Below are 16429 nucleotides of genomic sequence, written 5' to 3' on the forward strand. Positions count from 1 at the left end.
TTATAAATTATGGGTAGAGAGAGTATAAAACAGTGTTTTTTATTATGGAATGGTTGCGACGAATGTCACATTTTGTATGGAAGTGTCAGACTTGATTGACATGTGAAAATTCAGAAGATTCATACTCTATTTGAGTGACATATAACCTTTTGTTTGTTCCGAACGCGAGATCACTGCGGGTTTAAATGGGGCTGTGCTAAGCTAGCTAACAGTTTCAATCGGCGCTCGGTATTCCCAATTTGTTTACTGTTTATCATTCCAACCAAGTTGACGTTCTCAAATCACTCCTTGTCGAACTGATTCGAATCAGTCCACTGGAAAACCCGTTCGAAAAAGAACAAATTCTGGTTCAAAGTCCGGGCATGTCCCAGTGGCTAAAAATGGAATTGGCCAAAGAGTTTGGTGTTGCCGCGAACATTGATTTTCCGCTCCCCGCTACCTTCATTTGGGAAATGTTTACGCAGGTGTTGCCAGACGTGCCCAAGCGCAGTGCGTTTAACAAAGAAGCGATGACGTGGAAGCTGATGCATCTGCTACCGGGGCTTCTCGACCAAGAGGTGTTTTCGCCGTTAGCGCAGTACCTCAAAGATGACAGTGACCACTCTAAGCTGTATCAGCTGGCTGAGAAAATTGCCGATATTTTCGATGGTTACTTGGTGTATCGTCCGGAATGGATCGCAAGTTGGGAAGCTGGGCTGAGTGTGCCAGAGCTGGAAGATGAGCATCCGTGGCAGCCGATCTTATGGCAAGCGTTGTATGATCACACTGTGTCGTTAGGGCAGTCTCCATATCACCGCGCCAACCTTTATGAGCATTTTATCGACACGTTAGCGAGTTTTAACGGCAATTTTGACCATTTACCTAAGCGTTTGTTTGTTTTTGGTATCTCCTCGTTACCGCCTCGCTATATGGATGCGCTAAAAGCAATTGGTGAGCATATCGACGTGCATCTGATGTTCACCAACCCGTGTCGCTATTACTGGGGTGAAGTTCGAGATCGCAAGTATCTGGCTCGTTTGGCGGCGAAACATCGTCAGCACGTTGTGTGGCAGGACGATCACTCGGAAGCGCAAGGTGAAACTGAGCAACTGAAAGGTTCACTGGAAGATAATGTGATCGATGAGCTGCACACCGATGTGGTCGGAAACAGTCTGTTGGCGTCCATGGGTAAACTCGGACGCGACAATATGTACCTCTTGTCTCAGCTGGAATCTCATGAAATTGAAGCGTTTGTTGATGTTGAGCGCGACAGTCTGCTCCATCAATTGCAAGCGGATATTCTCAATCTTGAAGAACATCAAGATGACCAACAGATTGAAAAAAGTCATCACAAACAAGTGGTTAGCTTGGGTGATAAATCACTGAGCCTACACGCTTGTCACAGCCCTATGCGTGAAGTGGAAGTGCTGCATGATCAACTATTGGCGATGTTCGATGCTGACCCAACGTTAAAACCGCGCGATATTATCGTGATGGTCGCGGACATCAACGCTTACAGCCCTGCGATTCAGGCGGTTTTTGGTAACGCACCGGGTGAGCGTTTTATTCCATATTCGATTTCTGACCGAACCGCCGATCAAGAGAGCCCAATTCTGGCCGCATTTATGCAGTTGGTGAACTTACCCAATACGCGCTGTTTGGCATCAGAACTACTCGAACTTCTGGAAAATCCGGCGATATTAAAGCGTTTTGAACTCAGCGAAGATGATTTCTTACAAGCCAAACAATGGGTTGAGGAATCGGGAATTCGCTGGGGGTTGGATGCCAATACCGGACGCGAATTTGAACTGCCGGAAACCCGTCAAAACACATGGCAATTTGGTATTCAACGCATGTTGCTCGGCTACGCGATGCCAGAATCCGCAGGTTTGTTTGAAACCGAGCAAGGCAGTTTGTCTCCGTACAACGAAGTGCAAGGCATGGGTGCAGAGCTTGCGGGTAAGTTGGCACACTTTATCCAACAAATTAGCACTTATCGCAGCAAACTTTCTTATGTTCAGACTATTGATGGTTGGCGAGAGACTTTGGTTTCACTGCTGGATGATTTCTTCTCAGTTGAGTTAGAAGGCGAAATGGCGCTCAAATCCATTCGCGATACGCTCAGCCAACTCAAAGAGCAATTAGCTGATGCCGCATTTGATGATGCGTTATCGCCGTCGATCATCAGCCAATACCTTCAAGACAAATTATCTGGCACACGAGTCAGCCAGCGCTTCCTGGCTGGTCAAGTGAACTTTTGTACTCTGATGCCGATGCGCTCTATTCCGTTTAGAACCGTTTGTCTACTGGGGATGAATGACGGCGTGTACCCGCGTTCCATGCCGCCGGAAGGTTTTGACTTGATGACGGGAAGAACCAAACCGGGCGATCGTTCGCGCCGAGATGATGACCGTTACCTATTCCTCGAAGCGATGTTGTCTGCACAGCAAACGCTCTACATCAGTTATGTTGGCCGTTCAATCCAAGACAACACCGAGCGAGTGCCTTCGGTTCTGGTTTCTGAGCTGATGGAATACTGTCACCAAAACTATTGTTTAAGTGGTGATGAAGCGTTGCCCGTTGATGAGTCTGGCGACAACTTATTAAATGCGTTGGTGAATACCCACGCCATGGTGCCGTTTAGCCCAAGTGCGTTCCAAGGCATGCACGCCAGCTACGCGAAAGAGTGGATTCCAGCGGCATTGACTCAAAGTAGTCAATCGCAAGGCTATGTTCGTCGTGATTTTAATCGGGCATTAGACGACTATCTGTTAGGAGCGACGTTCCCACTTGAGCTCGACTTAGTCGAGTTGCAACGTTTCTGGCGCTTACCGGTGCAGTATTTTTTCAATCGTCGTTTAAAAGTAACCTTTGAACCGCCACTGCCGGTGATGGAAGACGACGAACCCTTTGTTTTAGGTGGTTTGGAAAGCTATCAAATGCGTGATGAGCTGTTAGAAACCTTGCTTGAAACGACATTGATGCAGCCAGAGAAAAAAACAGAGGTGCTTAAACACTTTATGAGTCAACAGCGCGCGCAAGGCAAACTGCCGGTGGGGGCGTTTGGTGATATCGAATTTGAAACCAACCGAGTTCAGGCGGAAGAGCTGGTGGATAAACTGGCGTTTTTATCTGGTGCGCCTCAAGACGATTTGGAAATCGACCTGACGTTTGATTCCTTGTTTGAGCGAAATGAAGGCGAAGAGAAAAACGTTCGCCTGACTGGTTGGCTGACTCAATGCTACCAATCCGGTTTGATTCGCTACCGAAGCGGTAAGATTCGAGCGCAAGATTACCTTGCAGCGTGGATCGATCACCTTGCCATGTCGGCGTCGGGTTATGCCAAGAAAACTCATCTGATTGGCTACGATCGTAAAGAAGGCGCGCTGCATTTGATCTACCCAGACATTGCCGATGCGCAGTATGCCAAACAGCTACTGACTGAATTAGTTCGCTTGTTCTTCGAAGGCATGACTAAGCCTTTGCCTTACTTCCCGAAAACGGCGTTGGCTTGTGTTGAAGCGGGCTTTAGCCGTGGTCAGTGGGTCGATGACGAAGAGAAATCTTTGAAGAAAATGGCTGACGCATTCAATGATGGCTTCATGAGCCCGGGCGAAGGCAATAATGCGTACATCTCTCGAATTTGGCCTGCTTGGAATGATGAGTTGGCCTCAGAAGTTCGTTTGCTGACAGCATTAGTTTTGCAAGGTGCGCGCTTAGCGGTTCAAGACGCTGATGACGTAAAAGCGTAATAAAGACAGTTGGATAAAGAGAAGGAAGAGTAGAGTGGCCGCCAGAAAATCATTATTTTTTGTAGGGCGTTCGCTGTACGGCCACAAGGTCAGAGGGACCATGATACTTTTGTTTAATTCATTTGAGTTGTGCCGCCAAAAAGGTTTGGCTTATCTCGTGGGGCGCATACTAACGGTACGTCTTATGGATAACCGTGAGAAAGATCTCACAAAGCTCTAAATTATCCAACTTGTTAAACATATTAATAGAATTTTTAACTATAGATCACATTTATTAGGTGATACGTCCTAGTAAATAATCCGGAGAGATTCAGCGTTATGGAGCAAATGTCAGGTGCAGAGTGCCCTCTACATACGTTAGACCGCACAGAGCAGCCTCAACCAACGCCACTAGAACCGATGACGTTTCCTCTGCACGGTGCGAGGTTAATCGAGGCATCAGCAGGTACAGGTAAAACCTTCACTATTGCAGGTTTATATCTGCGTCTTTTGCTTGGTCATGGCAGCGCGGAAACTCGACATCGCGTACCGCTTACGGTCGACCAAATTCTGGTTGTAACCTTTACCGAAGCGGCAACTGCGGAATTGCGCGATCGTATCAGGGCAAGGATCCATGACGCACGAATCGCGTTTGCGCGTGGACAGAGTTCCGATCCGGTGATCCAACCTTTGCTTAATGAGTTTGACGATCACAAGCAAGCCGCAGAAATTTTATTGCAGGCAGAGCGTCAGATGGACGAGGCGGCGGTCTACACCATTCACGGTTTTTGCCAACGTATGCTAACGCAAAATGCGTTTGAATCTGGCAGCCGATTTAATAACGAGTTTGTGACCGATGAAAGTCACCTAAAATCGCAAGTTGTAGCCGATTACTGGCGCCGCAACTTTTACCCGTTGCCATTTACCTTGGCTGGAGAAATTCGCCAGCTATGGAGCTCTCCATCTGCGTTGTTGTCTGACATCAGCAATTACTTAACCGGTGCGCCGTTAAGCCTTTCTGTTCCTGCAATGAAAGGTAGTTTGGCTGATCTTCATACTGAAAATTTGAAAAAAATTGATGAATTAAAAGCACAGTGGCGAGAAAGCCAAGATGACTTCTTAACGCTGATTTCAGATTCAGATATTAACAAACGCAGCTACACCAAAAAGTCTCTGCCGACGTGGTTGGAGGCGGTAAACGCTTGGGCGGCAACGGAAACTACAGGTTACGATTATCCAGACAAGCTGGAGAAATTCGCGCAAAACGTCTTGTTGGAAAAAACACCGAAAGGCAGTGCGCCGCAGCATGCGGTATTTGAAGCCATTGAAACATTTCTTGCCAATCCAATCAGCTTAAAAGCGCCACTGCTTGCGCATGCGATTGAGCATTGTCGTGTGATGCTGGCCAACGCGAAAAATCAAAAACAGTGGCTCTCTTTCGATGATTTGCTGACACAACTTTCTGCTTCTATCGATACGGACGAAAGCGAGCTTTTAGCGGCGCGTATTCGTACTTTGTACCCTGTCGCAATGATTGACGAGTTCCAAGATACCGATCCGCTTCAATACAGTATTTTCAGCCGTATTTATCTGAACAACCCGGAATGTGGTTTGTTTATGATCGGTGACCCCAAGCAGGCGATTTATGGCTTTCGTGGCGCAGACATTTTCACTTATATCAAAGCACGTAACCAAGTAAGTGCCCACTACACGTTAGGAACCAACTGGCGTTCTAGCGCAGATATGGTGCAGGCGGTAAACCAAGTATTTGCTTTGCCAGACAGTCCATTTATCTATGATTCGGATATTCCGTTCTTACCCGTTAAGTACAGTCCCAATGCCGAAAAACGCATTTGGACTATGGGTGGCCAAAAGCAACCCGCGCTGACCTATTGGTTGCAAGAAGCGGACGATAAACCGCTACCCAAAGGCGAGTATTTGACTCGAATGGCAGAGGCGACCGCAAGCCAAATCCAAACTATTTTGACGCAGGCTCAACAGGGGCAAGCGTGTCTGGTGAATGGCGAAAAACAGAAAGCGGTTCAAGCGGGCGATATCGCGGTGTTGGTTCGAACAGGTAGTGAAGGTCGAATGATCAAACAAGCGTTGGCTGATCAAGGCATTGCCAGCGTGTACCTGTCTAACCGAGACAGTGTGTTTACCAGTTCGGTGGCGCAGGATTTACAGCGTTTGCTGCAAGCGGTGCTGACTCCAGAAAATGACCGTGCGCTGCGTGCAAGTCTTGCCTCTGAGCTATTTGCCCTCGACGCAGCAAGTTTGGATGCACTTAATAACGATGAAATTGTGTGGGAAAACGCCGTAAACGAATTCAAAGAATATCGCAAACTTTGGCTTCAACGTGGTGTGCTGCCGATGTTGCGCGCGGTGATCAGTAAACGCCATATTGCCGAGCGATTACTAGAAGAAGGTGCGAGTTCACAAGGTGAGAATGGTGAGCGAGTACTTACCGATTTAATGCACATCGGTGAACTGCTTCAACAAGCCAGTAATGAACTGGATAGCGACCACGGTCTGCTGCGTTGGCTCGCTCAGTCTATCAGTGATGCGGAAAACGGTTTGGGTGGCAGTGATGACCAAATCCAACGTTTAGAATCGGAACGTAACTTAGTGCAGATCGTAACTATTCACAAATCAAAAGGCTTGGAGTATGACCTCGTATTTCTGCCGTTTGTGTTCAGCTATCGAGAAGCCAGCGAAGCCAAATATTACGATGCAGCCAATGACCGCACGGTACTGGATATCACTGGCAACGATGCGTCCATGAAGCAAGCGGATAAAGAGCGTTTGGCGGAAGACTTACGCTTGATATACGTGGCACTAACGCGTGCTGTGTATGCGTGTTTTATTGGAGCCTCGCCTTTGCGCAATGGTCGTTCGACCAAAGAGCCAACTGGCGTACACCGCAGTGCGATTGGCTATTTGATTCAGAATGGTCAAGAAGGTGGCATTAACGATTTGCACCAAGGTTTAACACAGCAACAAGACGAGCTTGATTGTGTCGTTGTGGCCGATCCGCCGCAGCAACTCGAAGACAAGTACGTAGCGCCACAAGAAGAAATACACGATCTTAGCGCGAAAGAGCTGCAAAACCCTATCGACAGAAACTGGCGCATCACCAGTTATTCTGGCTTGGTCAAGCAAGGCTCTCATCACGCCGAGCATGATGCCACGATTGAGATTACGGGTTTTGATATCGACTCATCTGAAGAGCAAGACGAAGCGGATTTGGTGGAGCCAGAGCGTTCTATTTTTACCTTCCCTCGCGGTGCGCGTCCGGGTACGTTCCTGCACAGCCTGTTTGAGGAAATTGAATTTACTCAGCCAGCCACGACGGAAGAGAATACACAAATCATCCTTGGTTTGATGGAAAGCGAACAGCTCGATGAAGAGTGGTTGCCCATTTTACAACAATTGATTGATACCGTACTCGCAACGCCGTTGGATGGTAAGTCTTTGCTGCTGAATCAAAAAGCACCGTCGCAACGTTTGGTGGAGATGGAATTTTTGTTGCCGATTGAAGTGTTGTCTGCGCCGGCGTTAAACCGAGTCATTCAACGTCACGATCCGTTGTCGGCGAAAGCGGGGGATTTAGGTTTCCAAACCGTGCAAGGCATGCTCAAAGGTTTTATCGACTTGGTGTTTGAACATCAAGGTAAATACTACGTGCTTGACTGGAAATCGAATCATCTTGGCGACGATGTGACGCACTACCATGGTGAGGCTCTGCAATCGGCCATGGCGGATCACCGCTACGATCTGCAGTACCAGATTTATGCGTTAGCACTGCATCGTTTCCTACACAGCCGATTGGCGAATTATCAATATGAGCAGCACTTCGGTGGCGTGTATTACTTGTTCTTGCGCGGCATGGATGGGCAGAGTGACCACGGCATTTTTGCCGCGAAACCAACTTTCGAGTTCTTACAAGAGATGGATCGTTTGATTGATGGTCAAGCACTTGAAACGCGCTCAACTCAAGCCGGGCAGATGGAGCTACTTTAATGACGACAAATCACAATCTTCATTCTGACCAAGATAGCCTATTGGTAGTGCTAGAACGCTTGGCGCACAAAGGTGCTATTCGTCAGCTCGACTATCAATTTGCCTGTTTTATTGATTCTCAAACGCATGATGAACAGTCGGATAGTCAAGCACTGGCGTTTATCGCTGGTGTTGTCAGTAGTGAGCTTGGCAAAGGACATATCTGTCTGTCTCTGTTCGATGCACAAGGGCAATCTACGGATTTAGCCAGTAATCTAGGGCTGTTTGGTGAGTCGGCATTGGCGCTCAACACACAGTTGCAAGGCATAGACTGGATTGAAGTATTACAAAATTCCAGCGTGGTTGGCGCGCAAGGAGAAGCCTTGCCGCTGATGTTCGATGGTGAGCGTCTGTATCTGCACCGCTATTGGCATTATGAAGTGACACTGGCGGAAAAGCTCAATCAGTTGGGCGCTGTAGTGAACTTGCAGTCGCAAGAGTTAGCGCGATTATCGGACTTGCTCAACCATTTGTTTGCACGCCAATACCATTTTCTGTTTAACGCGTTGGGCAAAGCAGTAGAAGCGGGAAGCAGCAACCAAGTGTTGCGTCAACAATTGGTGTGTGACCACCTTGATGTGGTCGCAAGCGAATCGTTGGATTGGCACGCCATTGATTCCGTGCTTAGCAATGCGCGCAAGGTTCAAGATTTGCAAACACTGGATGAACTCGTACCACTCTCGGCTTGCGTGAACTGGCAAAAAGTCGCGGCGGCAGTTGCGTTAACCCGTCGATTTGCTGTGATTTCTGGTGGCCCAGGTACGGGTAAAACGACGACAGTAACCAAATTACTTGCTGCTTTGATTGAACAGGCAACGCACGAGAAAAATCTGACCATTAAGCTGGTGGCCCCGACGGGGAAAGCGGCGGCGCGATTAACCGAGTCCATTGGTAAAGCGGTGCAAGAGCTGCCAGTTTCTCCGGAGCTAAAAGCCAAAATTCCGACTGAATCGAGCACCTTGCATCGGTTGCTGGGCGCGATTCCTGATAGCGCAGAATTTCGTCACAACAAGCAAAATCCACTGCATTTGGATATTTTAGTTATCGACGAAGCGTCGATGGTCGATTTACCAATGATGTACAAAGTGGTTGATGCCTTACCGAAACATGCGCGGCTGATTTTGCTAGGTGATAAAGATCAACTTGCTTCAGTTGAAGCAGGGGCAGTGTTGGGTGATATCTGTTCGTTCCATGCATTGGGTTATGGCAAAGAGCAGGCGTCAGCCATTGCAAAACTGACGGGTTTCGATACTTTAGCCCATACGGGTAACAGTGCATCTAGCATTGCCGATAGTTTATGTATGCTGCAAAAGAGTTACCGATTTGACGCTCGCTCAGGCATTGGTCAGTTGGCAAAAGCGGTTAACTCCGGTTCTGCTGCGAGCGTAGATAACGTCTGGGCGCGTGACTTTTCCGATATCGAACATTTCGCACTAAGTAGTCAACATTACAACCAAATGATGCAGACGTTGGTACAGGAATACGGTCGTTATCTCAAACGCATTGGACAACAGGAAACTGATCCTAAAACCGGAGAGCCAGAGTCGCTAACGCACAAAGCCAAAGCGGTGTTAGATACCTTCAACCAATGCCGATTGCTGTGCGCGATCCGTGAGGGTGACTTCGGTGTGGCTGGGCTAAACCAACGCATCGAGAAAGCGCTCGCGGCGCGCAAGTTCATTCAAGTTCAGGATGAAATTTGGTATCACGGCAGACCCGTCATGGTTACGCGTAATGATCACGGTTTAGGTTTGTATAACGGTGATATTGGTATTTGCATGCGAGATGACACAGAAGAAGAACCGCGTTTGAAAGTCTTTTTCGAGTTACCTGACGGCAGTGTGAAATCGGTCTTGCCAAGCCGAGTACCTGAACATGAAACGGCTTACGCTATGACCATCCATAAATCGCAAGGCAGTGAATTTGATTACACCCTGATGATTTTGCCACCAGACTTTAGCCCGATATTAACCCGTGAGTTGATTTACACAGGCATTACCCGCGCGAAAAAGCGTTTAGCTCTTTACGCCGAACTTAATGTTCTGAAGCGAGGCATTAAGGTGAAAACCACTCGTGCGAGTGGATTAGTACAGCGGCTTACTAACTAAAACAAGAAGACCGAGCTTATGGCTCGGTCTTCTTTTATGCATGTTTTGCGAACGCGTTGGTAAAAGACACGCTGCGTATTTTGTATTGCTGTTGATAAGCAAGAATAAAATCTCGGATAGCATCATTGACGGGGAAAACACAGTGGACGTCTAGGCCTTCTAAAAACTGATTGTCAGCCATATCCCAGAAGCTTTGAAGCGAATTACAAATGATTGTTCTCATAACAGTGCTCGTCTCGGCTTATTTAAAGTCAGATTAACAACTGTCCTTGGTGTGCAATACGGAGCTAACTAGTTTTTCAATTGCCCAGTATTTTAGGGTGAAGGCTACATTACATCACCTAGATCCATTCGTATTGGTTAAAAACCAATCACTAGCGAGCAGAGTATAGCCAACCAAATGTATATTTAAAAGATAAAATTGGAACGAAAATCAAGCAATGGTTTGCGTATTTCTAAGTTGGTGTTTATATGATGACTCGCTAGCTCGAAGCAGGATTTATGTGAGGCCTTACTCCAAAACAAACTTGATGTCCGGGATTGAGCGTCAATGAGCTGAATCCCGCACCTTGAGGTGTTGGTATAGCGGAACCTTAAATTTCTCTTCCTGATTTAAGGTTAAGCTACAAATCTAGCGCTAAGATTTTTGACTTACGTTGGAAGTTATATAGCCCTTGTTTGGCTCCGGGCAAATAGTCGACACTGACTTCGTAAAAACCTTGCTCTCTGAACCAATGCAAACTGTGTGTCGTGAGGACAAAGATTTGATCAATGGTTTCGGATTTAGAACGGTGTTTCATGTAGTTGAGCAGTAACAAACCTCGGTTCCCATCACGATAGTCAGGGTGAATCGCTACGCAAGCCATCTCAGCTTTGCGCTCTTCTGGGTATGGATAAAGGGCAGCACAGCCAATAATCAAGCCGTCTTTCTCGATGATGGTAAATTTTCCAATCTCTTGCTCTAGCTGCTCTCGAGAGCGACGAACGAGTACGCCTTGTTCTTCTAGAGGACGAATGAGGTCTAAGATACCGCCAATATCGTCAATATTGGCTTGCCTCACTTGTTCAGCGCTCGCCATAACGACTTGGGTTCCGATACCGTCGAAAGAGAACAACTCCTGAATTAGGGCTCCATCTACTTTATAACTGATCAAGTGGCTACGAGGTACTCCGGCACGGCAAGCGGCAATAGAACCTTTAAGAAAGCGCAGTGTCCCAGTGTTGTAATCTAGGTCAGGAGACGTATTTTCAGAAAGCGTTTTGATGACATGCTCCGCCTCAATTGGCAGCAACTCGGCGACAGCATTACCGTTGTCATCAATGACACCTTGTTCTGAACAGAAACCAATCAGCTTATCCGCACCCAGCTTTATCGCTAGTTGGGTGGCGACTTCTTCCGATAATAAATTGAAGCACTCGCCAGTCACGGAGCTCGCAATGGGGCCAAGTAGCACAATAGAGCCTTGGTCTAGCGTGCGATTAATCGCGTCGGTGTCAATGCGGCGAATGCGTCCACTATGGCAATAGTCCACACCATCATCAACGCCGAGTGGCTGAGCAATGATGTAGTTTCCGCTAACGACATTGAGCTGGGTGCCTGCCATCGGAGTGTTGTTGAGGCTCATTGATAGGCGCGCAGTAATCGCAAGTTGAAGTTGTCCGGCAGCTTGCATAACAACAGATAAAGCCGATTCATCCGTAATGCGGATATTTTTGTGGTAAGGCGTAGTGAGGTCTTGTTTTTCTAGCAGCTGATTAATTTGAGGACGTGCACCATACACCACCACGACTTTGATTCCGAGGCTGTGCATGAGTGCGATATCATTAATAATATTGCCAAAATTTTTGTGTGCGACGGCTTCTCCGCCCAGCATGATCACCATGGTTTTTCCGCGGTGAGCATTGACATAAGGTGTTGATTGACGGAATCCTTTTACGAGAGCAGTACTACGAATTTTCACTACAGCCATCCATTTGTTTAATTATGTCAAAATAATGCCTTTTTATTCACTTGGTGGCAAGGTGAAATTTTGGAATAAAGCACAAACATATTAAGGTAGGTTCTTGGTCCCGTTGAAGGGGAGAGTTACAATGAGCGCGTCTTTTCTCAATACGTGAACCTCATGTCTTCTGCTGTTAATAAGAATGCTGCGATCACTGCTTCAAACCTGTCAAAAACGTCATCTAAATCAATGCTTCGTAAGTGGCTAGAGCGTTCTCTTATGCTTATAGCGATAGTTGGAACCGTTGTCGTGTGCATGCTGTATAGTGATTTGATTACTCGAACCATTAATCCGCCTATTCCTAAATCGACTATTTATGGCCGCTGGGTTGAGCAAGATGTTGCGCCTTATGCTCGTGAAGAATTTGTGTTGAGTGAGCGCGGTGTTACTGTAAATGGTTCTACAGTGGCGACCAGTTTTGAATTCGATGGGGATTCGTTTTCGTATCGAGTGGGTTCAAATGAGCGGCACTTCAATTTTGTGGGTAAGCAGCATGCAGAAATGAAGCTGGATGCCAATGCACATTATCTACCTGTATTCCGTTTAGAGGGGCGTGCAAGGATTGCGGTAAGATAGTCGTTTTTATCATTGTCTTTTAAGCAGAGATCTCTTGCGTCTGTGAGTCACATGGATGATCACAACTTCATCTCTCAATCAGTAAATCTTACTTTCAAACATAATCCGGACAATTCCGTAATTCTTCCGCTGCTATCATGTTGCATTAACTGAATGAATTCACAACGAGTAAACGGATTGGCTTAGCGTTGAAACATTTTGTCGTTGCTTTTCAATTGCACCGTATGCATTTGTTTGCCATCCTTTTGCTATTCTCTTTTACGGAAAAGACACGTGTTAAAAAAACTCCTTCCTATTATCTCTTTGAGCCTACTCTTTGGCTGTGCTCAACAAAATGATCGCGCTCAGCAATATCTTGATGGTGAGTTTCCTCAGATCCTCAATCAAGTGGATGTGGTTGAGTCTAACAAACCACGCGATTTTACTGAATTTAACAAGCAAGCTGAGCAAGTGGTGATAAAGTCACCATCCATGGCGAAGATGTACCAACCGCTATATCAACGATTAAGTGAGTGGGCGCAACAGAGCGGAGATACCAGTGCGTTGAGTGCGTTTGGCATTCAAGCCGCGCAATTGGGTGGTGGTGATAAAAAAGGTAATGTGCTGTTTACCGGATACTTTTCTCCCGTGATGGAACTGCGTCATACACCAAACGACATTTTTAAGTACCCAGTTTATGGCAAGCCAAACTGCTCATCAGATTGTCCGACTCGCGCGGAGATCTACAATGGAGCACTAGATGGACAAGGTTTGGTGCTAGGTTACGCGCCTAATCGTATCGACCCATTTATGATGGAAGTGCAAGGCAGTGGCTACGTGCATTTTGAAGATGATGATACGTTGGAGTACTTTGCGTACGCGGGTAAAAACAATAAAGCTTACGTCAGCATTGGCCGCATTTTGATTGAACGTGGTGAAGTCCCGCGTGAAAAAATGTCCCTCAAAGCAATCAAAGAGTGGGTGATGGACAACGACGATGCGACAGTGCGCGAGTTGTTGGAGCAAAACCCTTCTTACGTTTTCTTTGCGCCAAAAGCAGAAGCGCCAGTAACAGGCTCGGCTGGTATTCCGTTGTTGCCAATGGCCGCCGTCGCGGGTGACCGTTCTATCTTACCAATGGGTACGCCAATCTTGGCGGAAGTGCCACTGCTGAATGCCGATGGTACGTGGAGTGGTGCGCATCAACTGCGAATGCTGATCGTTTTAGACACTGGTGGTGCGGTAAAACAGAACCATTTGGATCTGTATCATGGCATTGGTGCGAGAGCAGGAACGGAAGCAGGGCACTACAAGCATTTTGGTCGAGTGTGGAAACTTGGGTTAGAAAACTCACCAACTCAAGCGCCTTGGGCTTTACCGCCAGAAAAGCTACAATAGTCGTCCAAGAGAGAGGAACACTCTCTTATCTAGACATTTCATCAAAGAGTGCGTATAAATCGCACTCTTTGTTTTTCTATCGATCATCTGGACTTCAATATGCGTGAACTCGATACCCCAGCATCTGACAGCTACAATCAACGCTTTGGCGGCACTCGTCGTCTTTATGGCAACAGCGAAGTGGACATTCTTCGCGCTGCACACGTTTGTGTGATTGGTATTGGTGGCGTAGGTTCATGGGCGGTGGAAGCGCTGGCTCGTACAGGGATCGGTGAGCTAACTCTGATTGATATGGACGATGTTTGTGTCACGAACATTAACCGCCAAATTCATGCGATGACGGGCACCGTTGGCCAAAGCAAAATTGAAGTGATGGCCGAGCGTGTCAAATTGATCAACCCAGAGTGTAAAGTCAACCTGATTGATGATTTCATCACGCCAGACAATCAACATGAGTACTTAAGCAAAGAGTTTGATTACGTGCTAGATGCGATTGACAGCGTAAAAGCGAAGGCGTCTTTGTTGGCGTATTGCCGCAGCAACAAGATCAAAGTGATCACTACGGGGGGCGCTGGTGGTCAGGTTGACCCAACGCAGATCATGGTCGCTGACTTAACGAAAACGATCCAAGATCCTCTAGCGAAGAAAATCAAAGACACCTTGCGTCGTCATCATAACTTCCCTAAGAATCCGGCTCGTAAGTTTGGTATTGATTGCGTGTTTTCAACCGAGCAGCTGAAGTATCCTCAAGCAGACGGTTCTGTGTGTGGTGTGAAGTCGACAGCGGAAGGCCCAAAACGTATGGATTGTGCTAGCGGTTTTGGTGCGGCGACTGTTGTAACTGCAACGTTTGGCTTTGTCGCGGTATCGCGAATCGTTGAGAAGTTGATTTCAAAATATAAGAAGTAAACTAGAAGAAGAGCGCATCATGACAGATTTTCCCGTTTCTCCATTTGGTACAGATATCACCAGCGAAGACATTGTAGCGACTATGCAGCAATTTAAAGGCTGGGAAGATCGTTACCGTCAGGTTATTCAGTGGGGTAAAAAGCTGCCACAAATGCCAGAAGAGCTGAAATCAGAACAAGTTACCGTTTCGGGTTGTGAAAGCTTGGTGTGGTTAGTGAGCCAAGAGCAAGATGGCGTTTGGCATTTTTGTGCGGACTCCGATGCGCGTATCGTCCGTGGGTTGATTGCCTTGGTAATGGCAGCTTATGACGGTAAAACGGCCGATCAAATTCAAGCATTTGATATTGATGCTTATTTTGATCAACTGGGGCTTGTCTCCCATTTAAGCCCGTCGCGTGGTAATGGTTTGAAAGCTATTGTAGAGCAGATTAAGCAAACCGCCGTGTAACGAGTCATTTTCCCAATTCTTAAAAAACGCCGAATAGCCTAGCTGTTTGGCGTTTTTTGTATCTGAGTTGAGATATTTTTTGTATGTGGATAAAAAGTATGCAAATGGTCGACTATTTTAGCGTTAATTAACCATTCTATTGATCCTGGTTCATTATATTGCCCACTTGGTTTTTATAAACTCAATTGTATTTAAAATTTGTCTATATTAGATAATAGACATATGCCCCATTCACTCCTATTCCCCAATGTGGAAACACACTTGGAAGCGATTGGGTTACTTAGATACAAATGCTAGGAACCTCCCTATATGCAATTCACCTTGGAACATGCGCAAGACGTGTTATCCGGAATGCCAGACCCCACTTTTATTCTGAGTGAAGATGGTATCTATATTGATGTTTTTGGAGGAACAGATAAAAAAGCCTATCACGATGGAAGTAGTTTGATAGGTGAGACGCTGCACAGCGTACTTGAGAAAGATAAAGCTGACTGGTTTATCGAACAGATAAATCGGTCACTGAAACAAGACAGTATTGTGACGATCGAGTACAAGATGTGCGCCGACAGCATTCAGGGAATAGATGCTAACAGTGGGCCAAGAGGCGACCTATACTACGAAGGCAAGATCTGCCCACTCGCTATAAAATACCGAGGTCGTCGCGTTGTCCTTATTCTTACACGCAACATCTCCAATCGCCACCGAGTTGAAACCCTTCTTCGCCATCAAAGCCAAATTGATGCTCTTACCAACATCTACAATCGACGTGTTTTTTTCGAAAAGCTCACAGAAGAAGTTATTAAATCCCAAGCTCCGGATTATCACTCCGCGTTGTTATTATTTGATTTGGATTTTTTTAAAGTCATCAATGATAAACGTGGTCATGATGCGGGGGATTATGTCTTAGAGACGTTAGCTGATTTGGTTTCTCACTTACTCGTCAAAGACGAAATTTTCGCAAGAGTCGGAGGGGAGGAGTTTGCGATTATTTTGCCAGAAACTTCTCTGTCGGCGGCGAAAGAGGTAGGAGAGGAAGTACGTTCCCATATTCAAAATTGTCAGTTCGAATTTGAAAAGATTGAAATTCCGGTCACGGTGAGTGTAGGCGTGGTGGAAATAGGCAGAAATGAAACCACCAAACGTTTGTATGCGCATGCAGATAAAGCGCTTTATGCTGCGAAAAGAAATGGCAGAAATTGCGTGGCGACTCTGGATAGGCAGATGGAGTAACCTTGT

Annotated in this window: 10 protein-coding genes; 8 read left to right on the top strand and 2 right to left on the bottom strand. The window is 46.6% G+C overall.

What is annotated here, in order from left to right:
- Positions 1-239 precede the first annotated feature (239 nt).
- The 3 genes from recC to recD all read left to right on the top strand — a co-directional run bounded on the left by recC (position 240) and on the right by recD (position 9880).
- On the top strand, positions 240-3731 hold the full coding sequence (gene recC, locus NL643_RS02725; RefSeq protein ID WP_253643866.1) for an exodeoxyribonuclease V subunit gamma: 3492 nt from the start codon (positions 240-242) through the stop codon (positions 3729-3731).
- 327 nt (positions 3732-4058) lie between these two features.
- Entirely contained in the window at positions 4059-7733 is a 3675-nt protein-coding gene (gene recB, locus NL643_RS02730; protein ID WP_253643919.1) for an exodeoxyribonuclease V subunit beta, read from the top strand.
- Positions 7733-9880, top strand: coding sequence for an exodeoxyribonuclease V subunit alpha (gene recD, locus NL643_RS02735; RefSeq protein ID WP_253643867.1), 2148 nt, complete (start codon positions 7733-7735; stop codon positions 9878-9880). The genes recB and recD overlap by 1 nt, the downstream gene beginning before the upstream one ends.
- Before the next feature lie 34 nt (positions 9881-9914).
- Here recD and NL643_RS02740 read toward each other — a convergent pair whose 3' ends face one another.
- Both NL643_RS02740 and argA read right to left on the bottom strand, forming a co-directional pair.
- A complete protein-coding gene (locus tag NL643_RS02740) occupies positions 9915-10103 on the bottom strand; it encodes a hypothetical protein (protein ID WP_005380230.1) in 189 nt (62 codons plus the stop codon).
- 400 nt (positions 10104-10503) lie between these two features.
- Complete coding sequence (argA, locus tag NL643_RS02745) at positions 10504-11841, bottom strand: amino-acid N-acetyltransferase (protein ID WP_012841478.1); 1338 nt, start codon at positions 11839-11841, stop codon at positions 10504-10506.
- A gap of 162 nt (positions 11842-12003) precedes the next feature.
- Here argA and NL643_RS02750 point away from each other — a divergent pair, with 162 nt between their 5' ends.
- The 5 genes from NL643_RS02750 to NL643_RS02770 all read left to right on the top strand — a co-directional run bounded on the left by NL643_RS02750 (position 12004) and on the right by NL643_RS02770 (position 16423).
- Positions 12004-12459: a DUF2850 domain-containing protein gene (locus tag NL643_RS02750; RefSeq protein WP_005380234.1), complete on the top strand. Its 456-nt coding sequence runs from the start codon at positions 12004-12006 to the stop codon at positions 12457-12459.
- 273 nt (positions 12460-12732) lie between these two features.
- Positions 12733-13836, top strand: coding sequence for a murein transglycosylase A (mltA, locus tag NL643_RS02755; RefSeq protein ID WP_012841480.1), 1104 nt, complete (start codon positions 12733-12735; stop codon positions 13834-13836).
- Positions 13837-13935: 99 nt separating this feature from the next.
- Entirely contained in the window at positions 13936-14745 is an 810-nt protein-coding gene (gene tcdA / locus NL643_RS02760; RefSeq protein WP_005380241.1) for a tRNA cyclic N6-threonylcarbamoyladenosine(37) synthase TcdA, read from the top strand.
- A 19-nt stretch (positions 14746-14764) separates the two neighbouring features.
- Entirely contained in the window at positions 14765-15193 is a 429-nt protein-coding gene (gene csdE / locus NL643_RS02765; RefSeq protein ID WP_053809816.1) for a cysteine desulfurase sulfur acceptor subunit CsdE, read from the top strand.
- Positions 15194-15502: 309 nt separating this feature from the next.
- Positions 15503-16423, top strand: a complete 921-nt coding sequence (locus NL643_RS02770; protein WP_253643868.1) for a sensor domain-containing diguanylate cyclase — start codon at positions 15503-15505, stop codon at positions 16421-16423.
- The last annotated feature ends 6 nt before the right edge of the window (positions 16424-16429 follow it).

Source organism: Vibrio sp. Y42_MX_L11 (assembly GCF_024181785.1).
GTDB classification, from domain to species: domain Bacteria; phylum Pseudomonadota; class Gammaproteobacteria; order Enterobacterales; family Vibrionaceae; genus Vibrio; species Vibrio diabolicus.

What these genes read in the sequence shown, in the direction of transcription:
- recB (WP_253643919.1), top strand. Translation starts at nt 4,059, where the DNA reads ATGTCAGGTGCAGAGTGCCCTCTACATACGTTAGACCGCACAGAGCAG.
- recD (WP_253643867.1), top strand. Translation starts at nt 7,733, where the DNA reads ATGACGACAAATCACAATCTTCATTCTGACCAAGATAGCCTATTGGTA.
- NL643_RS02740 (WP_005380230.1), bottom strand. Translation starts at nt 10,103, where the DNA reads ATGAGAACAATCATTTGTAATTCGCTTCAAAGCTTCTGGGATATGGCT.
- NL643_RS02750 (WP_005380234.1), top strand. Translation starts at nt 12,004, where the DNA reads ATGTCTTCTGCTGTTAATAAGAATGCTGCGATCACTGCTTCAAACCTG.
- tcdA (WP_005380241.1), top strand. Translation starts at nt 13,936, where the DNA reads ATGCGTGAACTCGATACCCCAGCATCTGACAGCTACAATCAACGCTTT.
- csdE (WP_053809816.1), top strand. Translation starts at nt 14,765, where the DNA reads ATGACAGATTTTCCCGTTTCTCCATTTGGTACAGATATCACCAGCGAA.
- NL643_RS02770 (WP_253643868.1), top strand. Translation starts at nt 15,503, where the DNA reads ATGCAATTCACCTTGGAACATGCGCAAGACGTGTTATCCGGAATGCCA.